The sequence below is a fragment of the Aromatoleum toluclasticum ATCC 700605 genome (assembly GCF_000378245.1).
GTDB classification, from domain to species: domain Bacteria; phylum Pseudomonadota; class Gammaproteobacteria; order Burkholderiales; family Rhodocyclaceae; genus Aromatoleum; species Aromatoleum toluclasticum.
Genome location: NZ_KB899507.1, coordinates 14387 through 36250 on the forward strand (window position 1 = coordinate 14387; position 21864 = coordinate 36250).

Sequence of the window (21864 nt, forward strand, 5' to 3'; positions counted from 1 at the left end):
TCGCGGGATCACTTGGTCGCTGCCGCGGCGGCGCGCTGCAGGTTGGTCTCGTACTGCCCACGCGCGGAGCGGTATTGCTTCGGCCACGCGACGCGGCCGAAGCCGATCTTCGCCGCCTCGTGCAGGGTCCACGCGGGGTCGGCGAGGTGCGGGCGCGCGATGGCGCACAGGTCGGCGCGGCCCGCCGCGATGATGCTGTTCGCGTGGTCCGCCTCGGAGATCGCACCCACCGCGAGTGTCGCGATGCCGACCTCGTTGCGGATGCGGTCCGCGAACGGCGTCTGGTACATGCGGCCATAGACCGGCGCGTCGCCCTTCCACACCTGGCCCGACGAGCAGTCGATGATGTCGGCGCCGGCCTCCTTGAAGAGGCGCGCGATCGCGACCGCGTCGTCGGCGGTATTGCCGCCGGGGAACCAGTCGTGGCAGGACAGGCGCACCGACATTGGGCGATCGGTCGGCCACATCGCGCGCATCGCCTTGAACACTTCGAGCGGGAAACGCGCGCGGTTCTCGACCTCGCCGCCGAACTCGTCGGTGCGGCAGTTGGTCAGCGGCGACAGGAAGCTCGACAGCAGGTAGCCGTGCGCGCAGTGCAGCTCCAGGATGTCGAAGCCCGCCTCGGCCGCCATCCGCGTGGCGCGCACGAAGTCGTTGCGCACGCGCTCCAGGTCGTCGCGCGTCATCGCGCGCGGCACCTGCGAATGCGGCAGGTAGGGCAGCGCGGACGCCGAGATCAATTCCCACGCGCCGGTTTCGAGCGGCTCGTCCATGCCCTCCCACGCGAGCCGGGTCGCGCCCTTGCGGCCCGCATGGCCGAGCTGCATGCCGATCTTCGCGTCCGAGTTGTCATGCACGAAATCGACGATGCGCTTCCACGCATTCACATGCTCGGGCTTGTACATGCCCGCGCATCCCGGGGTGATGCGCGCATCGGGCGACACGCAGGACATCTCCGTATACAGCAGGCCCGCGCCGCCCAGCGCGCGCGCGCCGAAATGCACGAGGTGGAAGTCGGTCGGGGCGCCGTCCTCGGCCGAGTACATCGCCATCGGCGACACCACGATGCGGTTGGCCAGCGTCAGCCCGCGCAGCCTGAAGGGCGTCAACATCGGTGGCGGCGGCACGTCGCCGTCCGGCACCGCGACGCCGGCCTTGCGCGCGAGCCAGCGCTCGTAACCTTCCAGCCAGCCGGCGTCGCGCAGGCGCAGGTTCTCGTGCGAGATGCGCTGCGAGCGCGTGAGCATCGAGTACATGAACTGCTCGGGTTCGAGCGTATCGCAGTAGCGCGCGCCGCAGACCTCGAACCACTCCATCGCGTTCCACGCGGCGTTCTGCAGGCGCAGCACATCGATGTTGCGCGCAGCCTGGTAGCGTTCCAGCACGGCGGGAATGTGCTCGCGCGTGTCGCCTTCGTCGCGGAACAGGCGCGTCAGTTCGATGGCGTCCTCGAGCGCGAGCTTGGTGCCCGAACCGATCGCGAAATGCGCGGTATGCACCGCGTCGCCCATCAGCACGACGTGGCTCCTGCCGTTGTAGTGGTGCCACTGCTCGCACTTGACGCGCTGGAAGTTGAGCCAGGCCGAGCCGCGCAGGTGGCGCGAGTTGGTCATCAGGCGGTGGCCGTCGAGATGCTTGCCGAAGAGCCGTTCGCAGAAGGCGATCGACTGCTCCTGGTCGGCCGCGTCGAGGCCGTGCGCCTTCCACACGTGCTCGGGGCATTCGACGATGAAGGTGGTCGTCGTGTCGTCGAACTTGTAGATGTGCGCCTGGAACCAGCCGTGCTCGGTCTTCTCGAAAAAGAAGGTGAAGGCATCGAAGAGCTTCGTTGTGCCCAGCCAGATGAAGCGGTTGGGCCGCGTGACGATGTCCGGGCGGAACACCTCCGCGTACTTGTTGCGGATGCGCGAGTTGATGCCGTCCGAGGCGATCACGAGGTCGGCGTCGGGAAACTCGGTGTCCGAGTCCACCTCGCGGTCGAACACGAGCTCGACGCCGAGCGCTTCTGCGCGCTCCTGCAGGATGTTGAGCATCTTCTTGCGGCCGATGCCGACGAAGCCGTGGCCGCCGCTGCGGATCGTGCGTCCCTTGAAGTGCAGCTCGATGTCGTCCCAGTGGTTGAAGGCGACCTGCACCGCGTCGGCGGTCTCCGGGTCCCACTCCCGCATGTTGTCCATCGTCGCGTCCGAGAACACGACCCCCCAGCCGAAGGTGTCGTACGGGCGGTTGCGCTCGATGACGCTGATCTCGTGGGCCGGGTTCAGCTTCTTCATCAGGATCGCGAAATACAGGCCGGCGGGGCCGCCGCCGATGCAGACGATGCGCATCTCAGGTCTCCTCTGTCCGCGCAGACCGGGGCGGGATCGGCGCGTTGTGCTTTAGTTTCGAATATTTCACACTTAAACTATCAAGTCAAACCACTGCATGTTGGTCGTGAGCGGAGCCTGCGCCGATCGTCCTGCGACTCGCGCTCCGTCGCATGCATTAACGCAAATCCGGGGAGTGTTTTACCCCCCCATCGCGGGGAGGCCGACCGCGCTGCGGGGGTGGCAGTATCCCTGAGCCGAATGCGGTATTGCGTGCTGCGCCGCGGCGACGAAACTTCTTGACTGAATATTTCATGTTTAATAGTTTTGCCCTCCACCTCATCCGCAGGAGTTCGACATGGCCTTGCAGGAAGCGGCGATGGAAACCGGCGTGTCGATCCGGTCTCGCCCCGGACACCTCTATTACCTGCTGATGAAGGCCTGCGGCGCGACGGCCGCGCTGCTCTTCGGCGGCATGGCGCTACTCGTCAGCGCCGACGTGGTGCTACGCAACGTGGGGCTCGGCTCGATCGCCTGGAGCGTGGAGGCGACCGAGTACATCCTGATGATTGCGACCTTCGTCGCAGCGCCGTGGCTGCTGTATCTCGGCGACCACATCCGTGTCGACGTCGTCGTGCGCGCGCTGCCGGCGCGGACCCGGCACCGCCTCCAGCTGGCGATCGACGTCGTATGTTGCGCGATCTGCGCGGTGCTCGCGTGGCAGGCCGCGGCGGTCGCGGCGGACACTGCGGCGCAGGGCAGCCTCGTCTTCAAGGTGCTCGTGTTTCCGGAATGGTGGCTGAACCTGCCGATGGCGTTCTCGTGCGCGCTGCTGGCGATCGAGTTCGCGCGCCGTTTCACCATCGGCCTCGCCGCGGAGGGCCGCTGACATGGAATGGTATTGGGCGTTGGCGCTGATGCTCGGCCTGATGTTCGGCCTGATGGGGATCGGACTGCCGGTCGCGTTCACCTTCCTTGGCGTGAACCTGGTCGGCGCGTGGGTGTTCCTCGGCGGCGAAGCCGGGCTCGCCCAGCTGGTGCGGAACTCGGTGGGGTCGGTGACGAGCTTCTCGCTGACACCGATCCCGCTGTTCGTGCTGATGGGCGAAGTGCTGTTCCATACCGGGCTCGCCTTCCGCGCCATCGAGGCGATCGAGCGCCTGATCGCGCGGCTGCCCGGGCGCCTGTCGGTGGTGTCGGTGCTCGGCGGCACGACGTTCGCCGCACTGTCGGGCTCGACGATCGCGAACACCGCGATGATGGGCGGCGTGATGCTGCCGGAGATGCTCAAGCGCGGCTATCACCCGACCCTGGCGATGGGACCGATCATGGCGGTCGGCGGCATCGCGATGCTGGTCCCGCCGTCGGCGCTCGCGGTGATGCTCGGCAGCCTCGCCGGCATCTCGATCGCGCAGCTGCTGATCGGGGGCATCGTGCCCGGCCTCGTGATGGCGGCCTGTTTCCTCGCGTACGTGATGATCCGCTGCCGCATCGATCCGCAATCGGCACCGATCGACGACGCACCGCGCGAGCCCGATGCGTGGACGCGCTGGAAGCCGTTCATGCGCGACGTCCTGCCCCTGTTCTCGATCTTCGCTGCGGTCGTCGGCAGCATGCTCGCCGGCTGGGCGTCGCCCACCGAATCGGCGGCGATCGGCGTCGTCGCATCGGTCGCAGCGACCGCTTGCTACCGCGCCCTGACGCTGCGTGCGCTGCAGAAATCGCTCGTCGAGACCGCTCGCGTTTCGGTCGTGATCCTGTTCGTGCTCGTCGCCTCGACGACGTTCGCGCAGATCCTGAGCTTCTCCGGCGCTACGAGCGGTGCGTTGAGCCTGATCCGGGGGCTGGAGCTCTCCCCGCTGATGCTCGTCCTCGGCATGCTCGCGATCCTGCTCGTGCTCGGCTGCGTCATCGACCAGATCAGCATGATGATGATCACGCTGCCGTTCTTCATGCCGCTCGCCAACGCCGCCGGCATCGACCCGGTGTGGCTGGGCGTGCTGATGCTCGTCGCGATGGAGCTCGGCCTGCTGACGCCGCCGTTCGGCCTGCTGCTGATGGTGATGCAGTCGGTCGCGCCACCGCCGATCCAGCTGCGCCAGATCTACGCCGCCGCCACGCCCTTCGTGCTGATCGAGCTCGCGGTGCTCGGCCTCATCGTCGCGCTGCCGGGGCTCGCCGTGGGCCTGCCGCGGCTGATGCAGTAGTCCGCCCGCCACCGCCTTCCGGGGCGAACGGAGGTATTCGATAACCTTCCATGACAGCAGCACCCACATTACAAAACAGAAGGAGACCGAGGAGATGAAGATTCACCCCCGCAAGCTCGCCGTCGCCGCACTGATCGCGCTGATCGGAACAAGCGCCGGCGCCGCCGAGATCACGCTGAAGGCCGTCAGCGCCTTCGGCCAGGACACCTTCTTCAATCAACGCTTCAAGGCCTTCGTCGACAAGGTCAATGCCGACGGCAAGGGGATCATGAAGATCCACGTCGTCGGCGGCCCCGAGGCGATCCCGCCGCTCGAAGTCGGCAACGCGGTGCGCACCGGGGTCGTCGACCTCGCGAACACGACCGGCGTGTTCCATGCGAACCTGGTGCCCGAGGCGCTCGCCGGCTCCTTCGCCGAGAAGTCGATGGCGGAGTTGCGTGCAAACGGCGGCTACGCGCTGCTCGACCGCATCCACCGCGAAAAAGCCAACATGGTGTGGCTCGCGCGCGTCTCCGACGGGCTGCAGTACCACATCTACACGACGAAGAAGGTCGACGCCGGCAATTTCGCGGGGATGAAGCTGAGGAGCGTCCCCGTCTATCGCGCGTTCTTCCAGGCCCTCGGCGCGACGCCGCTGCAGGTGCCGCCGGGCGAGGTGTTCACCGCCCTCGAACGCGGCGTGGTCGACGGCTACGGCTGGCCTTCGGTCGGCATCTTCGACCTCGGCTGGCAGGAGAAGACGAAGTACCGCATCGAGCCCGGCTTCTACAACGTCGAAGTGGGGCTATACATGAACCAGAACACGTGGAAGAAACTCGACGACGCGCAGCGTGCGTTCCTCGACAAGCAGATCGCGTGGGTCGAGTCCGAGAACGGCAAGGACCTGAAAGCCGCCGAGGCCGAGAAGGCGCGCCAGGCCGGCGCGAAAATCGAGAGCATCGCGATCCCCGACGCGCAGGCCCAGCAGTTCCGCGCGCGCGCCTACGAGACCGGCTGGAAGGGAATCGAACAGGCGAGCCCGCAATACGTCGCGAAGCTGCGCGAGCTGTTCGGCAGCGGGCACTGAGCGGTGCAGCGGGCCGGCGGCGCTAGTCGCCGTCGGCTGGCGCTCCCGACGGCGGGTGCAGCGCGATCACGTCCTTCAGCATGCCGATCAGCAGCGCCGCATTCTCGTGGCCGAACGGGTCCAGCACGGCCTGCTGGTGGCGCAACGCGCGCGCGCACAGCGAGTCCGCAAGCCCCCGTCCCTTGCGCGTGAGGCGCACCACCGTCTGACGGCGGTCGCGCCGCGCGCCGGTACGCTCCACGAGTCCCTCGGCCTCCATCCGCTGCACGACCTTGCTCAAGGTCGGCTGCTTGGTCAGTGCCAGCTGCGCCAAGGTGCCGATGCTCTCGCCCTCGCTGCCCGAGAGACTCGCGATCACGCGCCACTCGGTCACCGACAGGCCAGACGCCTCGACCTCGCGATGGAATTCGCGCGAGATCCGGCTGCTGGCCTGCGCGAGCAAATACGCGAGATAGCCGTCGACGAAGCGTGCCGACGCTTGCTCCGAGAGCTGGTTTTCCGTGGTCGTGCCTTCCGTCATGCGCTGCTCCCTTCCTCGCCGGACCCTTCGCTGCTCGACCCGGCGCGGCGAGCGCGACATGCGCTGCCGATGTTCCGGCCGATTATGCGTCAGCTCACCGTCGGTCTGGCACATGAGCGGCGCATTTCAGCACTCCCCGGACGCCTGTGCGGCGTTTGCTGCGTTGCGCAAATCACTGCTCTGTCACGGAAATTTTCGTTTTCCATGAAATTTCATGTTTTCCGTTGACAAGAGAAAGCTTCATACCTAAAGTAAATTCCACAACAAAGCACCGGACGGAATCGCGGCGACGCGTTATCGGACCGGGCTAAAACCGGAGGAGACAGGATGGCCCCCACCCCGACAGGCTGGCCGTCGACCGCGTGCCGCGCCCTGCGGCTGCGCCTCGGCGACGCATGCGCACCGCAGCACGGACAGCCGCGCCATGGCTGAGCGCTCGTTCGCGAAGGAAGTCGAGCAGCTGCGGCTGCCGGCCGGCGCCGAGTTCCGCGGCGAAGGCATCCTGGCCGTCACAAAGGCGCTGCTGCAGTCCGGCGTCGGCTACGTCGCCGGCTACCAGGGCTCGCCGATCTCGCACCTGATGGACGTGCTCGCCGATGCGAAGGAGATCCTCGACGAGCTCGGCGTGCAGTTCGAGGCGAGCGCCTCCGAAGCGACCGCGGCTGCGACACTCGCCGCGTCGGTGATGTACCCGATCCGCGGCGCCGTCACGTGGAAGTCGACGGTCGGCACCAACGTCGCGTCCGACGCGCTCGCCAACCTCGCGTCGGGCGGCGTCACCGGCGGCGCGCTGGTAATCATCGGCGAGGACTACGGCGAAGGCTCGTCGATCATGCAGGAGCGCTCGCACGCCTTCGCGATGAAGTCGCAGATGTGGCTGCTCGATCCGCGCCCGAATCTCGAATCCATCGTCAAGGCGGTCGAGGACGGCTTCGAACTGTCGGAGGCGAGCAACACGCCCGTGATGCTCGAGATGCGCATCCGCTCGTGCCACGTGCATGGCCGCTTCGTCACGCGCGAGAACCGCCGGCCCGCGTTCAGCCTCATCGACGCCCTCGAAAACCCGCGCCGCGACACCGGCCGCATCGTGCTGCCGCCGGCTTCCTTCGCGCACGAGCACGAGAAGGTCCGCGACCGCTGGCCCGCCGCCGTGCAGTTCATCCGCGAGCGGAAGCTCAACGAGTTCTTCGACGGCGACGACGCCCACGCCGACCTCGGTCTGATCCTGCAGGGCGGCCTTTACAACGGCGTGATCCGCGCACTGCAGCTGCACGGCCTCGCCGACGCGTTCGGCAACAGCCGCATCCCGCTGTACGTGATGAACGTGACCTACCCCGTCATCGACGACGAGGTGCTCGCCTTCTGTGCGAAGAAGCGCGCGGTGCTGCTGCTCGAGGAAGGCCAGCCCGACTACATCGAACAGAACCTCAACACCATCCTGCGCCGGGCGGGCGTGACGACGGCGCTGTGCGGCAAGGACGTGCAGCCGATGGCCGGCGAATACACGACGCAGGTCATGCGCGACGGCATCGAAGCCTTCCTGACGACCCACGCGCCGCGCGCACTCGAGCCGTCCGCGGCGGTGCTGGCGCAGGCCCCCGCTGCAGTGCCGGTCACTTTCCATCCGAAAGTCCGCGATCTCGCAGCCGTCGTGCCGCCACGGCCCGCGGGCTTCTGCACCGGCTGCCCCGAGCGACCGATCTTCGCGGCGATGAAGCTCGCGCAGGCCGATCTCGGCGAGCATCACATCTCGTGCGACATCGGCTGCCACCTGTTTTCCATCCTGCCTCCGTTCAACCTCGGCGCGACGACGATGGGCTACGGGCTGGGTGCGGCGTCGAGCTCGGCGTTCAACGTGAAGTCCGGCAAGCGTTCGATCTCGGTGATGGGCGACGGCGGCTTCTGGCACAACGGCCTGACGAGCGGCATCGCCAACGCGGTGTTCAACAAGAACGACGGCGTCATCGTCATCGTCGACAACTTCTACTCGTCGGCGACCGGCGGGCAGGACATCCCGTCGTCGCGCGCCGACAACCCGAACCGCGCGACCAAGCATCCGATCGAGGCGGCGATCCGCGGCGCCGGCGTCAAATGGGTGCGCACCATCGACCGCACCTACGACGTGGCGAGGGTGCGCGACACGCTCGAAGAGGCGCTGACGACGACGACCGACGGCCCGAAGGTCATCATCGCCCAGTCCGAATGCATGCTGAACAAGCAGCGGCGCGTGAAGCCCCTCTTCAACAAGGCGGTGAAGGCCGGCGAGCGGGTCGTCAAGGAGCGCTTCGGCGTCGATCCGGATGTGTGCAGCGGCGATCACGCGTGCATCCGGCTGTCCGGCTGCCCGTCGCTGTCGGTGAAGGACAGCGGCGACCCCTTGAAGGAGGACCCGGTCGCGCACGTCGACAACAGCTGTGTCGGCTGCGGCAACTGCGGCGAAGTCGCCGAGGCCGCGGTGCTGTGCCCGTCCTTCTATCGCGCCGACATCATCCACAACCCGACCGCGGCCGACCGCATCAAGGCGCGCGTGCGCGGCGCGGTCATCGGCTGGCTGCAGCGGCGCCGCGCGGCGCGGCTCGCACGCTACGCGCTGTGAGGATTCCGATGAGCCAAGTGACCCTTCATTCCGGCACGCCGATCAAGATCGCGATCCTCGCGATGGGCGGCCAGGGCGGCGGCGTGCTCGCCGACTGGATCGTCGAGATGGCCGAAGCGGTCGGCTGGTGGGCGCAGACGACCTCGGTGCCGGGGGTGGCGCAGCGCACCGGCGCGACGATCTACTACGTCGAGCTGCTGCCCGAGGCGGCCGCGAACGCCGCCGGGCGTCCGCCGGTGCTTGCGATGATGCCCACACCGGGCGACGTCGACCTCGTCGTCGCCGCAGAGTTGATGGAAGCCGGCCGCGCGATGCAGCGCGGCCTCGTCACCCCGGATCGCACGACGCTGATCACCTCGACGCATCGCAGCTACGCGGTCGCCGAGAAGGCGGCGCCGGGCAACGGCATCGCCGATCCGAACAAGGTCCTCGATGCGGGGCGCGAAGCGGCGAAGCGCTTGCTGTGCTTCGACCTGCAGCAGATGGCCGAGCGCGCCGGCAGCGTGATCTCGGCGAGCCTGTTCGGGGCGATCGCTGGCGCCGGCGTGCTGCCCTTCGCCCGCGACGCGTTCGAAGCGACGATCCGCCACGGCGGCGTCGGCGTCGAGGCGAGCCTGAAGGCGTTCGCGCTCGGCTTCGACGCCGCGACCCAGGCCCCTGCCGCGCCCGCGCGCATCGACACCTCGCGCCCGCTGCCCGACGTGCCCGCGAGCGCCGCGCATCCGCGCGTGGAGGCGCTGCTCGACACGGTGAAGCAGTTCCCGCAGACCGCACAGCCGCTGCTCGTCGCCGGCCTGCGTCGGCTCATCGACTACCAGGACGTCGCCTACGCCGAGGACTATCTGCGCACGCTGCAGGGCTTCCGGGCGCTCGACGCGAAGGCCGGCGGCGACGCGCGCGACTGGGCGCTGACGCAGGCGGCGGCGCGTTACGTCGCGGTCGCCATGAGCTACGACGACGTTATCCGCGTCGCCGACCTGAAAACGCGCGGCAGCCGCTTCGAGCGCGTGCGCAGCGAAGTCGGCGCGAAGAGCGATCAGCTCGTCTATACGACGGAATTCATGCACCCGCGGCTGGAGGAAATCTGCGGCACGCTGCCGCTGCGCCTCGGGCGCTGGCTGGAGAACTCGAAGGCACTCGGCGGCTTCATCCGCCGCCGCGTCGAACACGGCCGGCGCGTGAAGACCGGCACGCTGACCTGGTTCGTGGCGCTGTATTGCGTCGCCGGACTGCGCCGCTTCCGCCGCGGCACGCTGCGCCACGCGATCGAATCCGCGCACATCGCAGACTGGCTCGCGCGCGCGACCCGCATCGTCGCCGGCGACTACGCGCTCGCCGTCGAGGTGCTCGATTGCCGGCGGCTCATCAAGGGATACAGCGGCACGCACGACCGCGGCGACCGCCGTTTCGCGCGGCTGATGCAGGCTGCCGACGAACTCGCCGGCCAGGCCGACGCCGCCGCGACACTGAGGACGCTGCGCGAAGCCGCGCTCGCCGACGAGGAAGGCAAGGCGCTCGACGCGCAGCTCGCGCAACTTCTACGGGCAAGCGCAGCGCCGCGCGAGGCGGCCGAAAAACGCCAGGGCCCCGGCATTCCCCGCGTCGCGGCCTGATCCGACCCCTATCGAGGAGCGTTCCAATGCGCACATTCGAACTCGAAATCCGTTCCGTCACAGCGGAAACCGCGCTGATCCGCGCATTCGAACTCGTCGCGCCCGACGGCGGCGCCCTGCCCGCCTTCAGCGCCGGCGCGCATCTGCAGATCGCCATCCCGGGCCTCGCAGAACCCCGTTGTTATTCGCTGATCGAGCTCGCGTCCGACGCCGCGGCATTCGAGCGCCCGACCCGCTACCGGCTCGGCGTGCGTATCGAGGACGCCAGCCGCGGCGGCTCGCGCTTCATGCACGCGCTGAAAGCGGGCGACCGCGTCACCGTGACGGGCCCGAAGAACGAGTTTGCGCTGCACGAACCGGGGCCGGACGAAACGCCGGTCGTGCTGCTCGCCGGGGGAATCGGCATCACGCCCGTCGCCTCGATGGCCGCGGCGCTGAAGGCGGCCGGGCGCCCCTTCGTGCTGCACTACAGCGGCCGCAGCCGCGACCAGCTCGCCTTCGTCGACGCACTCGCGGCGCTGGCCGGCGACGCGCTGGTGCTGCACACCGACGACGACCCCATGACCCGGCTCGAGGTCGGCGCGCTGCTCGATTCCGTGAAACAGGCTCGCGGCGAAGCCCCGCACCTCTATGTCTGCGGCCCCAAAGGCATGATCGACGCGACCATAGACGGCGCGAAGGCGCGCGGCTGGCCGGCCGGGCACGTGCATTTCGAACTCTTCGCCGCGGCAGCGCCGGTCGCGGGCGACCAGCCCTTCGAACTGGAACTGCGCCAATCCGGCCGCATCCTCACGGTCCCCGCCGACAAGACCATCGTCGACGTCATGGAGGCCGCCGGCTGCGACCCGATGTTCGACTGCAAGCGCGGCGAATGCGGCGTGTGCACCGCGACCGTCCTCGAAGGCGTGCCGGACCACCGCGACTACTTCCTGACGGACTCGGAGAAGGCCGCAGGAAAGCTGATCCAGATCTGCATCTCGCGAGCGAAGAGCGCGCGGCTGGTGCTCGATCTCTGAAACACCACAGACGAGAAAACTCGCAGGAGGAGACGATGGAACGCTACACGGGCAATCCGGACGCGGTGCGCGCACTGGTGCGCGACCTCGAAGTGCACAAGGACACCTACATCGACGAGGAGCTGTTCGCGCTCGAAATGGAGCACCTCTTCGCGAACACCTGGGTGTATGTCGGCCACGCCAGCCAGGTGCCGAACAAGGGCGACTTCTACACGACGACCGTCGGCACCGAACCGGTCGTGATGGTGCGCCACACCGACGACTCGATCCGCGTGCTGTACAACCGCTGCCCGCACAAAGGCGTCAAGGTCGCCGGCGAAACCTGCGGCAACACCGGAAAATTCTTCCGCTGCCCGTACCACGCGTGGACCTTCAAGACCGATGGCAGCCTCCTCGCCGTGCCGCTCAAGAAAGGCTACGAGAACACCGGCTTCGAGTCCTGCGAGGCCAAGCATGGCATGGCCCCGGTCGAGAACGTCAAGGTCTACCGCGACTTCGTGTTCTGCCGACTCAACCCGAACGGCATCTCGTTCGAGGGCTACTTCGGCGAATCGCTGTCGACCATCGACAACATGGTCGACCGCTCGCCCGAAGGCCGCCTCGAAGTGGCCGGCGGCGTGCTGCGCTACATGCACAACTGCAACTGGAAGATGCTCGTCGACAACCAGACCGACACCTGCCACCCGATGGTCGCGCACGAATCCTCTGCGGGCACCGCAGTGAAGGTGTGGCAGGAAGCGCCCGAGGGCACGCCCAAGCCGATGGCGGTCGAGCTCTTCGCGCCCTTCGTCTCGTCCTACGAGTTCTTCGAGAACATGGGCATCCGCGTGTGGGAGAACGGCCACGGCCACACCGGCGTCGCCGACTCGATCCACGCCGCCTATTCGCCCGCGCCCGGCTACTGGGAACAGATGGTCGCCACCTACGGCGAGGAGCGCGCGAAAGCGATCCTCGGCGACACGCGGCACAACACCGTCTATTTCCCGAACATCATGGTCAAGGGCCCGATCCAGACGCTGCGCCTGTTCAAGCCCATCGCCGCGAACAAGACCCTCGTCGAGTCCTGGACCTTCCGCCTCGTCGGCGCGCCCGACCTGCTGCTCGAACGCACGCTCATGTACAACCGGCTGATCAACGCCCCGACCTCCGTCGTCGGCCACGACGACCTGGAAATGTACGAACGCGCTCAGGAAGCCCTGCAATCACGTGGCCGCGACTGGATCAACGTCGCGCGGCTGTTCGACCCCGCCGAAAAGGAACAGAAGAACGTCGCGACGAACGGCACGAACGAATGGCAGATGCGCAACCAGTTCCGTGCATGGGCCAGGTTCATGACGGAAAGCATGTAGCGCAAACGCCAACACAAACGGGACCGCACCCCAGCCCTCAGGGACGGTCGGGGTGTTTGCGGAGCGGGCGAGGACTGTCTGAGCGAGGGTCGCGGAAGCGCGGCCCTAAGCGAGTTCCGCAGCCCGCGGAGAAAATACCCCGGCCGGCCCGATTAGCGGCACGTCCCGCCATCGTCCAAAGAACGCCGCGCAAACAGAACGAGGAACAAGCCAATGACCACCCTCGACATCACCCACAAAACCCTCACCGACTTCATCTACGCCGAAGCCCGCCTGCTCGACGAGCAACGCTTCGAGGACTGGCTGAACCTATTCACAGAAGACGGCCATTACTGGATGCCGCTCGCCCACGGCCAGACCGACCCCCGCCTGCACACCTCACTGCTGTACGAAGACAAACTCCTGCTGCGCGTGCGCGTCGAACGCCTCGCCGGCCAGCGCACCTTCTCACAACAACCGAAAAGCCGCTGCCACCACCTCCTGCAGGCGCCGACGGTCGAATCCTCCGACCCGGCCGGCGAACACATCGTCCGCACCGCCTTCCACTACGTCGAAACGCGCCAGGACCAGCAGACGCTGTTCGTCGGTTGGACCACGCACCACCTCGTCGAAGAGGCCGGCGCGCTGAAGATCCGCCTCAAGCGCGTCGACCTCGTCAATTGCGACGCCGCGTTCGGCAACATCCAGCTCTTCATGTGAGCCCCTCGTGAGCCCCTTCATGACCGCCACCGTCTTCGACGCCTTCACCGCGGCCGCCGGGCAATGGGGCGAACGCCCCTTCCTGTGCATCCTGCCCGACACCGCCGCGGCCTACGGCATCACGCCCGGCGAACTCGCCTACCGCGACGCGGCACAGCGCATCGCCGCGCTCCGCGACGCCTACGCCGCCGCCGGCTACGGCCCCGGCCACCGCGTCGGCCTGCTGCTCGAAAACCGCCCGGCCTTCTTCCTGCACTGGTTCGCACTCAACTCCCTCGGCGCCTCCGTCGTGCCGATCAACGCCGACCTGCGCGCCGCCGAACTCGAATACCTCATCGGCCACTCCGAAATCGCCCTCGCCGTCGCGCTGCCGCAACGCCACGCCGATCTCGCCGCCGCAGCCGAACGCGCCGGCCGGCCGCTGCGCGTCACGAGCGACGGCGACACGCCGCCCACCGCAGCCTTCCCCGCGCCACTCGCGGGCACGGTGCCGGGCGAACTCACCGAAAGCGCCCTGCTCTACACCTCGGGCACCACCGGCCGCCCCAAAGGCTGCATGCTGCCCAACCGCTACTTCCTGCACGCCGGCCGCTGGTACGCCAACATCGGCGGCCTCGCGCGTCTCATGCCCGGCGAAGAGCGCATGATCACGCCGCTGCCGCTGGTGCATATGAATGCGATGGCGTATTCCACGATGGCCATGGTCATGACCGGCGGCTGCCTCGTCCCCCTCGACCGCTTCCACCCCAAGCGCTGGTGGGCCAACGTCAGGGAGGCGCGCGCGAGCGTCGTGCATTACCTCGGCGTCATGCCGGCGATGCTCATGAAGGCCGACGCCTCGCCCGAAGACCGCGCGCATGCCGTGCGCTTCGGCTTCGGCGCGGGCGTCGATCGCACGCTGCACGCGGCGTTCGAAACGCGCTTCGGCTTCCCGCTGCTCGAAGCCTGGGCGATGACCGAAACCGGCGCCGGCGCAGTCGTCATCGCGAACCATGAGCCGCGCAAGGTCGGCACGAGCTGCTTCGGCAAGGAGGTGTCCGACGTCGAAGTCCGCATCGTCACCGAAGACGGGCGCGAAGCGGCCATCAACGAACCCGGCGAGCTGCTCGTGCGCCACGCCGGCGACGATCCACGCTACGGCTTCCTCGCCGGCTACCTGAAGGACGAGGCCGCGACCGCAGACGCCTGGGCCGGCGGCTGGTTTCACACCGGTGACGTCGTGCGCCGCGACGCCGACGGCCACCTGCATTTCGTCGACCGCAAGAAGAACGTCATCCGCCGCAGCGGCGAGAACATCGCCGCCGTTGAGGTCGAGAGCGTGCTGCAGCAGCATCCGCTCGTGAAGGCGGTCGCCGTCGCCGCAGTGCCCGATCCCGTGCGCGGCGACGAAGTCATGGCCTGCATCGTGCCGCAGCAGCCGCTTGCCGACCGCCGCGCGATGGAAGCCGCCGCCGAGGAACTGGTGCGCTGGACGCTCGGCGAACTGGCGTACTACAAGGCGCCGGGCCATGTCGCCTTCGTCGACAGCCTGCCGCTGACGGCCACGAACAAGATCCAGCGCGGCGAACTGAAGGCGCTGGCGCCCACGCTCGTCGGCGCGCCCGAGTGCGTCGATACCTGCGCGCTGAAGAAGCGCCAGGAGACCGCGACATGAGCCGACGCCTCGCCTACGACGGCGTCGTCGCCGCGGTGCCCGTCACCGTGCCCTATGCCCGCTACTCGACGCACGCCGCGCACTGGTGGCTCGGCCGCGCCCTCGCTGCGCTGATCCGCGAGTCGGGCATCGCCAAGGCCGACATCGACGGCGTGTGTGTCTCGAGCTTCACGCTCGGCCCCGATACCGCGGTTGGCCTGATGCAGCACCTCGGCATGAGCCCGCGCTGGCTCGACCACATCCCGATGGGGGGCGCGTCCGGCGTGGTGGCGCTGCGCCGCGCGGCACGCGCAGTGCAGGCCGGTGACGCCGAAGTCATCGCCTGCATCGCCGGCGACACCAACCATGTCGACTCCTTCCGCCACACCGTCAGCCAGTTCTCGCGCTTCGCGCAGGACGCCGTCTATCCCTACGGCGCCGGCGGGCCGAACGCGAGCTTCGCGCTGCTCACCGACCACTACATGCGGCAGTACGGCGCCACGCGCGAGGACTTCGGCAAGCTCTGCGTCGCACAGCGCGACAACGCGTTGAGGAACCCGCATGCGCTGATGAGGAAACCCCTGACGCTCGCGCAATACCTCGACGCGCGGCCGATCACCGATCCGATCCATCTTTTCGACTGCGTGATGCCGTGCGCCGGCGCCGAAGGCTTCCTCGTCATGACCGAGGAACGGGCGCGCGCCCTGAAACTGCCGGGCGTGCGCATCCGCTCGACCATCGAGCGCCACAACGCCTACCCCGACGACCCGATCCAGTTCCGCGGCGGCTGGGCGATGGACCGCGATGCGCTGTACGAGCACGCCGGCGTCTCGCCCGCAGACGTCGACTTCGTCGAGACCTACGACGACTACCCGGTGATCAACCTGCTGCAGTTCGAGGACCTCGGCTTCTGCGCGAAGGGCGAAGCACCCGCCTTCGTGCGCGAGCACGGCTTCACGATCGACGGCTCCTTCCCGTTCAACACCTCCGGCGGGCAGCTCTCGGTGGGCCAGGCGGGCGCGGCGGGGGGTTATCTGGGGCTCGTGCAGGCGCTGCGCCAGCTCACGAACGCCGCCGGCGACATGCAGGTCGCCGACGCGCGCATCGGCCTCGTGTCCGGTTTCGGCATGATCAACTACGACCGCGGCCTGTGTTCCGGCGCGGCGCTCCTCGAACGGGGGACGGCATGACCGACGCCACACCCAAGCCGAAACGGAAGAGCCCCGTCGCGCGCACGCGCCTGCCGACGCTGCCGCCCGCATCGCGCAGCCGCGCCGCGCTCGGCCTCGCCCGCGCCGCCGCCGAAGGGCGTTTCGAGATGCAGGCCTGCGCCGACTGCGGCGCCGTGCAATACCCGCCGCGCGAAGTCTGCGGCAGCTGCCTGTCCGAGCGGCTCGACTGGCGCGAAGTCGCCAACGGCGGCGCGCTGATCGCGACGACGACCTTGCGCCACAGCAACGATGCCTATTTCCGCGAGCGCCTGCCGTGGCGCGTCGGCACCGTGAAGATGGATGCCGGCCCCTCGGTGGTCGCGCACGTGCATGAAGACTGCCACGAAGCCGGCCGCGTGCGCCTCGCCCTGAAACTCGACCGTAGCGGCCAGGCCGTGCTGCACGCGCTGCCCGCGGAGGACACCCCGAACATGAACGATTCGCCCCAACTGCGCGAGACGCATTGCGACCCGAAGCACCGCCGCGTGCTCGTCACCGACGGACGCTCTACGCTCGGCCGCGCGATGGTCAAGGCCTTGCTCGACGCCGGCGCGTCGACGGTCTTCGTCGGCGATCCGGCGACGTGGAAGGCCGATGCCGGATTCGACGCCTTTGTCGCCTCCGATCCGCGCATCGAGCCGGTCGCGCTCGACGTCACCGACACCGACTCGGTCGACCGCCTCGCCGCGTCGATCGGCGCCAAGGTCGAGATCCTCATCAACACCGCCGACCACCTGCGTGACGGCGGAGTCATGAACGCCCGCGACGTCGGGCTCGCGCGCGACGCCTTCGACGTCAACGTGCTCGGCCTGATGCGGCTCGCGCAGGCCTTCGGCCCGACGATGTGCTTCCGCGCGGCCGACGGCACGCACGGCGCAGTGGCGTGGGTGAACCTGCTGTCGATCCATGCGCTCGCGGCCCTGCCCGCACGCGGCGCGTGGTCGGCGTCGAAGGCCGCCGCCCTGTCCGCCGCCCTCACCCTGCGTGCCGAGTTCGCCGGCGCCGGCATACGGGTCGTGAACGTCTTCCCCGGCCCGATCGACGACGAATGGGAGCAGCTGACCCCGCCCCCGAAGCTCGCGCCGTCCGCGGTCGCCGCCTCGGTCGTCCGCGGTCTGCGCGATGGCGTCGAAGACCTCTACGTCGGCGACGTCGCCGAGGAGCTGCGGGCGCGCCTGCGCGACAACCACAAGGCCGTCGAACGCGAACTCGGCGGCTGATTGCGCCGCAACACACAGCGACAGACCCGTAAGGGCACCCCACCCACCGAAGGAGACCCCCACGTGAGCACCGCCATCCTCGCGCAGTTCATGGCCGAACTGCTGTCCGGCCGCATCCGACTCGTTGACCTCACGCAAACCCTGACCCCGGAATTCCCGACCATCGTCCTACCGCCGGAACTCGGCCAGGCCTGGCCCTTCCGCATCGAGGAGATCTCGCGCTACGACGAGCGCGGCCCGGCCTGGTACTGGAACAACTTCTCGTGTTCGGAACATACCGGCACCCACTTCGATGCCCCGGTGCATTGGGTCACCGGCAAGGACCAGCCCAACAACGCCGTCGACTCGATCCCGGTCGAGAACTTCATCGCCGCCGCCTGCGTCATCGACGTCTCCGCCGAGGCCGCGAAGGATCCCGACTTCCTCCTCACGATCGACTTCGTGCAGGCATGGGAGGCACAGCACGGCCGCATCCCCGAGCGCTCGTGGGTGCTGCTGCGCACCGACTGGTCCAAGCGCAGCGGCGCGAAGGAATACCTGAACATGGCCGAGGACGGCGCGCATTCGCCGGGCCCCGACGCCGAGGTCGTGCCCTGGCTGATCCGCGAGCGCAACGTGCACGGCTTCGGCACCGAATCGATCGGCACCGACGCGGGCCAGGCGCATCACCTCAACCCGCCCTACCCGTGCCACTACTTCATGCACGGCAACAACCGCTACGGCCTGCAGTGCCTGACGAACCTCGACCAGCTGCCGCCCCAAGGCGCGCTGATCCTCGCCGCGCCGCTGAAGATCCGCAACGGCTCCGGCAGCCCGCTGCGCGTGCTCGCGCTGACCCCGCGCACCTGAGGACACGACGATGAGCGAAAGACGTGTCGCGATCGTCACCGGCGGCAGCGCCGGCATCGGCGCCGATATCTGCCGGCGCATGCTGGACGAGGGCTACGAGGTGGTTTCCGTCGCCCGCCGCGCCGCCGACTGGACGCACCCGCGGCTGACGAACTTCCAGGTCGACCTCCTCGATGCCGCCGCGACCGAAGCCGCAGCGCAGGAGATCGCGCGCGACTTCCCGGTGAGCCACCTCATCCACAACGCCGGCGTGATCTGGCCGAAGCTGCTGCCCGACGTCACGCAGGACGAGCTGCACGGACTCACGCAGATCCACCTCGGCGCGGCGATCAGCCTGATGCAGGCGGCGCTGCCCGGCATGCGGGCGCGCGGCTTCGGGCGCGTCGTGCTGATGTCCTCGCGCGGCGCGCTGGGCCTTGCCACGCGCACCGCGTATTCGGCGACCAAGGCCGGCATGATCGGCATGGCGCGGACCTGGGCGCTCGAACTCGCGCCGCACGGCATCACCGTAAACGTCGTCGCCCCCGGCCCCATCGCGACCGACATGTTCCACGACGTCGTTCCCGCCGGCAGCGAGCGCGAGCAGAAACTCGCCGCGAACATCCCGGTCGGGCGCATCGGCCGCCCCGACGACGTCACCCGCGCCGTGATGTTCTTCGCCGACCCCGCGAACAGCTTCGTGACCGGCCAGACCCTGTACGTCTGCGGCGGCGCGAGCGTCGGCACGCTGACGATCTGATTCCACCCCATAACCAGACGCCGTAAGGCGCCCTCACCCCAAGCACCGCCCCCACGGAGACGAAAGATGAAGCTGAACAAAGCTGCCACCACCCTCGCCATCGCCTTGGCCGCCTTCGCGTCGCAGTCCGCCCTCGCCCAGGTGAAGATCGGCGTCGTGTCCTCGGCGACCGGCCCCACCGCGCTGGTCGGCATTCCGCAGAAGAACACCGTACCCCTGCTGCCACCCAAGATCGGCGATCTCACCGTCGAATACATCCCGCTCGACGACGCAAGCGACCCCACCGCCTCCGTCACCGCCGTGAAGAAGCTGATCTCGGAGCAAAACGTCGATGCGATCATCGGCCCCTCGGGCTCGCCCAACGCGATGGGCGTCATCCAGTTCGTCGCCGATGCGGGCGTGCCGCTGCTCGCGCCGGTCGGCACCGCCGCCGTCGTGACGCCCATGGACGACAAGAAGAAGTGGGTGTTCAAGACGACACAAAACGACGACATCATCGCCACGGCGCTGGTCGGCCACATGGTGAAGTCCGGCGTGAAGACGGTCGGCTTCATCGGCGTCGGCGACCCCTACGGCGAGAACTGGTACAAGGTGTTCTCGGCGCTCGCCGACAAGAACGGCATGAAGATCGTCGCCAACGAGCGCTTCCAGCGCCAGGACGCGTCCGTCACCGGTCAAAGCCTCAAGATCCTCAGCGCGAAACCCGACGCGGTGCTCGTCGCCGCCGCCGGCGGGCCCGCGGTGCTGCCGCAGACCACGCTCGTCGAGCAGGGCTACAAGGGCCAGATCTACCAGACCCACGGCGCCGCCCTGCCCGACTTCCTCAAGCTCGGCGGCAAGAAGGTCGAGGGCACGATCCTCGCCGCGAGCCTGATGCTGGTGCTGCCCGAGATCGCCGACAGCCATCCGTCGAAGAAGATCGCCAGCGACTACATCGCCGCTTACGAGAAGGCCCATGGCACCAAACCCGCGACCTTCGGCGCCAACGTCTTCGACGCCGGCCTGTTGCTGCAGCAGGCGATCCCGGCCGCCGCGAAGGTCGCCAAACCCGGCACCAAGGAGTTCCGCGCGGCGCTGCGCGACAGCCTCGAGCAGACCCGCGAGCTCGTCGGCACCCAAGGCATCTACAACATGAGCGCGACCGACCACAGCGGCTTCGACGAGCGCGGCCGCGTCCTCATCGCCGTCCGGGACGGCGCCTGGACGCTGGCGAAGTAAGCCGCCGCCCGACCTCTCCCTGCTAAGCGGCCGCAACGGGCCCGCGTCACGGAACCTCCGTGCGCGGGCCCGTCGTCTTCCGGCCGGGCAAATCCTGAAAGAATGTCCGCCGCAACCCTCCCCACCTTTGACGCCGGACAGAAACTCCGACCCGTATCGCCCCTAGACTGAAGCGGTCCAAACAATTTCACGGCCAACGAAATGTCCGCGACCGCATCCCGCGTGTTTCCCGCAGCGCTATGGGTGAGCGCGTTCCGCCCCTTCTTCCTGCTCGGCACGCTGTACGCACCGCTGCTGATGGGCGCCTGGCTCGGCGCCTGGTCCGGCTGGTGGAACGGGCCGGTCGGCGACATGCCGGCCGCGCTGTGGCACGGCCACGAGATGGTCTTCGGCTTCTCGACCGCGATCATCCTCGGCATCGTGCTCACCGCGCTGCCGAGTTGGGCCGGCACCGAGGAAATCCACGGCCCCCGCCTCGCTCTCATCGTCGCCGCATGGCTCGCCGGCCGGCTCGCCTTCTGGGCCCTGCCACTGCTACCCGCCGGCATCGCGGCGGTGGCCGATTGCCTGCTGTTCCCGCTGGTATTCGCGACCGTCGCGCCGCAACTACTGCGGGCGGCAAACCGCCTGTACCTGTTGCTGCTCCCGGTCCTCGCGGCCTTCTTCACCGCGAACCTCGCCTTTCATCTCAGCATCGGCGCAGGTAATCCGGCCTTCGCCACGCTCGCCCTGCACGGCGGCGTCTATACGATCCTCACGCTCTACGTGCTCAAGGGCGGCGTCCTCACGCCGATCTTCACCGGCAACGCGCTGCGCGAAAAAGGGCGCGGGGAACAGGCGCCGTTCCGGATGTGGCTCGACGTCACCGCCGTCGGCCTCGTCGTCGCACTCGCCGCGCTCGACCTCGCCGGCGCCCCGGCCCGGTGGGTCGGCCTCGCCGCCCTCGCCTGCACCGTCGTCCACGCCTGGCGCGTCGGGCGCTGGCAAGGCTGGCGCGTGGCCGACGTCCCCCTCCTCCTCGTCATGCATCTCGGCTTCGCCTGGCTGATCCTCGCCTTCGCCCTCAAGGCGCTCGCGGCGCTCACCGGCCTCGTTTCCGACACCGCATGGCTGCACGCCTTCACGGTCGGAAGCCTCGGCATGATGATGCTCGGCCTGATGACCCGCGTGAGCCTCCGCCACACCGGCCGCCCCCTCGCGCTACCGTCCGCGATGCGCCTCGCCTGCGCGCTCGTCTTCACCGCAGCGATCGCGCGGCTCGCAATGTCGATGCCCGAAGTGCGCCAAGCCGCGATCACCGCGGCCGCGGTGCTGTGGGCGGGGGCTTTCGCGATCTACTTGTCCAGGTTCGGGGCGCTGCTCGCAAGACCGAGCCTTCCGCGCAAGGGCGGTGGTCTCAACAATTGAAGTCGGGAACCCGTACTCGGATCCGGGCGAGTGAAGCGGCGATCCTTCCTTTTACAGCGACTCCAAGTTGTCGGGCCTGACCTGCCAGTGAGTCATTGAGTTACCTACAACGCCTATAGATCGCTATCCGGACGTTCGACTACGAAATCCACGACAACGTCTCTTTTCCAACCTCCACCTTCATATCTGCCGTCGCCGACCGTTCAAGGCGAACT

General features: G+C 68.3%; 17 protein-coding genes. 15 read left to right on the forward strand and 2 right to left on the reverse strand.

From position 1 onward, the window contains the following. Positions 1–8: 8 nt before the first annotated feature. Positions 9–2327, reverse strand: a complete 2319-nt coding sequence (locus F464_RS0122185; RefSeq protein WP_018992057.1) for a bifunctional salicylyl-CoA 5-hydroxylase/oxidoreductase — start codon at positions 2325–2327, stop codon at positions 9–11. A gap of 337 nt (positions 2328–2664) precedes the next feature. Here F464_RS0122185 and F464_RS0122190 point away from each other — a divergent pair, with 337 nt between their 5' ends. From F464_RS0122190 to dctP, 3 genes are all read left to right on the forward strand, one after another. Next, positions 2665–3195, forward strand: coding sequence for a TRAP transporter small permease (locus F464_RS0122190; RefSeq protein ID WP_018992058.1), 531 nt, complete (start codon positions 2665–2667; stop codon positions 3193–3195). 1 nt (position 3196) lies between these two features. Continuing rightward, on the forward strand, positions 3197–4513 hold the full coding sequence (locus F464_RS0122195) for a TRAP transporter large permease (RefSeq protein ID WP_018992059.1): 1317 nt from the start codon (positions 3197–3199) through the stop codon (positions 4511–4513). A gap of 94 nt (positions 4514–4607) precedes the next feature. Then, positions 4608–5579, forward strand: coding sequence for a TRAP transporter substrate-binding protein DctP (gene dctP, locus F464_RS0122200; protein WP_018992060.1), 972 nt, complete (start codon positions 4608–4610; stop codon positions 5577–5579). A 22-nt stretch (positions 5580–5601) separates the two neighbouring features. Here the strand turns inward: dctP and F464_RS0122205 are convergent, their stop codons facing one another. Continuing rightward, positions 5602–6099 carry a MarR family winged helix-turn-helix transcriptional regulator gene (locus F464_RS0122205; RefSeq protein ID WP_018992061.1) on the reverse strand — a complete coding sequence of 166 codons (498 nt, stop codon included), beginning with the start codon at positions 6097–6099 and terminating at the stop codon, positions 5602–5604. Between the two features lie 424 nt (positions 6100–6523). Here F464_RS0122205 and F464_RS0122210 point away from each other — a divergent pair, with 424 nt between their 5' ends. From F464_RS0122210 to F464_RS0122265, 12 genes are all read left to right on the forward strand, one after another. Further along, positions 6524–8695, forward strand: coding sequence for an indolepyruvate ferredoxin oxidoreductase subunit alpha (locus F464_RS0122210; protein WP_018992062.1), 2172 nt, complete (start codon positions 6524–6526; stop codon positions 8693–8695). Positions 8696–8703: 8 nt separating this feature from the next. Next, positions 8704–10308: an indolepyruvate oxidoreductase subunit beta family protein gene (locus tag F464_RS29285; protein WP_018992063.1), complete on the forward strand. Its 1605-nt coding sequence runs from the start codon at positions 8704–8706 to the stop codon at positions 10306–10308. A gap of 26 nt (positions 10309–10334) precedes the next feature. Beyond that, the gene (locus F464_RS0122220; protein WP_018992064.1) at positions 10335–11324 is read left to right on the forward strand and encodes a PDR/VanB family oxidoreductase; all 990 of its coding nucleotides are present in this window, start codon (positions 10335–10337) and stop codon (positions 11322–11324) included. Between the two features lie 35 nt (positions 11325–11359). Further along, a complete protein-coding gene (locus F464_RS0122225; RefSeq protein ID WP_018992065.1) occupies positions 11360–12673 on the forward strand; it encodes an aromatic ring-hydroxylating dioxygenase subunit alpha in 1314 nt (437 codons plus the stop codon). Between the two features lie 213 nt (positions 12674–12886). Next, positions 12887–13372 (forward strand): aromatic-ring-hydroxylating dioxygenase subunit beta, encoded by a 486-nt coding sequence (locus tag F464_RS0122230; protein WP_018992066.1) that lies wholly within the window; start codon positions 12887–12889, stop codon positions 13370–13372. Between the two features lie 19 nt (positions 13373–13391). After that, entirely contained in the window at positions 13392–15026 is a 1635-nt protein-coding gene (locus tag F464_RS0122235; RefSeq protein ID WP_018992067.1) for an AMP-binding protein, read from the forward strand. Beyond that, positions 15023–16195, forward strand: coding sequence for a thiolase family protein (locus F464_RS0122240; RefSeq protein ID WP_018992068.1), 1173 nt, complete (start codon positions 15023–15025; stop codon positions 16193–16195). The genes F464_RS0122235 and F464_RS0122240 overlap by 4 nt, the downstream gene beginning before the upstream one ends. After that, positions 16192–17436 (forward strand): SDR family NAD(P)-dependent oxidoreductase, encoded by a 1245-nt coding sequence (locus F464_RS0122245; protein ID WP_018992069.1) that lies wholly within the window; start codon positions 16192–16194, stop codon positions 17434–17436. Before F464_RS0122240 ends, F464_RS0122245 begins: the two co-directional genes overlap by 4 nt. Before the next feature lie 63 nt (positions 17437–17499). Continuing rightward, complete coding sequence (locus tag F464_RS0122250; RefSeq protein WP_018992070.1) at positions 17500–18285, forward strand: cyclase family protein; 786 nt, start codon at positions 17500–17502, stop codon at positions 18283–18285. 10 nt (positions 18286–18295) lie between these two features. Next, entirely contained in the window at positions 18296–19024 is a 729-nt protein-coding gene (locus F464_RS0122255) for an SDR family NAD(P)-dependent oxidoreductase (protein WP_018992071.1), read from the forward strand. Between the two features lie 66 nt (positions 19025–19090). Then, the gene (locus F464_RS0122260) at positions 19091–20242 is read left to right on the forward strand and encodes an ABC transporter substrate-binding protein (RefSeq protein WP_018992072.1); all 1152 of its coding nucleotides are present in this window, start codon (positions 19091–19093) and stop codon (positions 20240–20242) included. Positions 20243–20443: 201 nt separating this feature from the next. Further along, positions 20444–21649, forward strand: a complete 1206-nt coding sequence (locus F464_RS0122265; protein WP_018992073.1) for an NnrS family protein — start codon at positions 20444–20446, stop codon at positions 21647–21649. Positions 21650–21864: the final 215 nt, after the last annotated feature.

Excerpts from the sequence above, each read along its gene's own strand:
- F464_RS0122185 (WP_018992057.1), bottom strand. The coding sequence starts at position 2,327 with ATGCGCATCGTCTGCATCGGCGGCGGCCCCGCCGGCCTGTATTTCGCG.
- F464_RS0122230 (WP_018992066.1), top strand. The coding sequence starts at position 12,887 with ATGACCACCCTCGACATCACCCACAAAACCCTCACCGACTTCATCTAC.
- F464_RS0122240 (WP_018992068.1), top strand. The coding sequence starts at position 15,023 with ATGAGCCGACGCCTCGCCTACGACGGCGTCGTCGCCGCGGTGCCCGTC.
- F464_RS0122260 (WP_018992072.1), top strand. The coding sequence starts at position 19,091 with ATGAAGCTGAACAAAGCTGCCACCACCCTCGCCATCGCCTTGGCCGCC.
- F464_RS0122195 (WP_018992059.1), top strand. The coding sequence starts at position 3,197 with ATGGAATGGTATTGGGCGTTGGCGCTGATGCTCGGCCTGATGTTCGGC.
- F464_RS0122245 (WP_018992069.1), top strand. The coding sequence starts at position 16,192 with ATGACCGACGCCACACCCAAGCCGAAACGGAAGAGCCCCGTCGCGCGC.
- F464_RS0122225 (WP_018992065.1), top strand. The coding sequence starts at position 11,360 with ATGGAACGCTACACGGGCAATCCGGACGCGGTGCGCGCACTGGTGCGC.
- dctP (WP_018992060.1), top strand. The coding sequence starts at position 4,608 with ATGAAGATTCACCCCCGCAAGCTCGCCGTCGCCGCACTGATCGCGCTG.
- F464_RS29285 (WP_018992063.1), top strand. The coding sequence starts at position 8,704 with ATGAGCCAAGTGACCCTTCATTCCGGCACGCCGATCAAGATCGCGATC.
- F464_RS0122265 (WP_018992073.1), top strand. The coding sequence starts at position 20,444 with ATGTCCGCGACCGCATCCCGCGTGTTTCCCGCAGCGCTATGGGTGAGC.
- F464_RS0122220 (WP_018992064.1), top strand. The coding sequence starts at position 10,335 with ATGCGCACATTCGAACTCGAAATCCGTTCCGTCACAGCGGAAACCGCG.
- F464_RS0122190 (WP_018992058.1), top strand. The coding sequence starts at position 2,665 with ATGGCCTTGCAGGAAGCGGCGATGGAAACCGGCGTGTCGATCCGGTCT.
- F464_RS0122205 (WP_018992061.1), bottom strand. The coding sequence starts at position 6,099 with ATGACGGAAGGCACGACCACGGAAAACCAGCTCTCGGAGCAAGCGTCG.
- F464_RS0122255 (WP_018992071.1), top strand. The coding sequence starts at position 18,296 with ATGAGCGAAAGACGTGTCGCGATCGTCACCGGCGGCAGCGCCGGCATC.
- F464_RS0122235 (WP_018992067.1), top strand. The coding sequence starts at position 13,392 with ATGACCGCCACCGTCTTCGACGCCTTCACCGCGGCCGCCGGGCAATGG.
- F464_RS0122210 (WP_018992062.1), top strand. The coding sequence starts at position 6,524 with ATGGCTGAGCGCTCGTTCGCGAAGGAAGTCGAGCAGCTGCGGCTGCCG.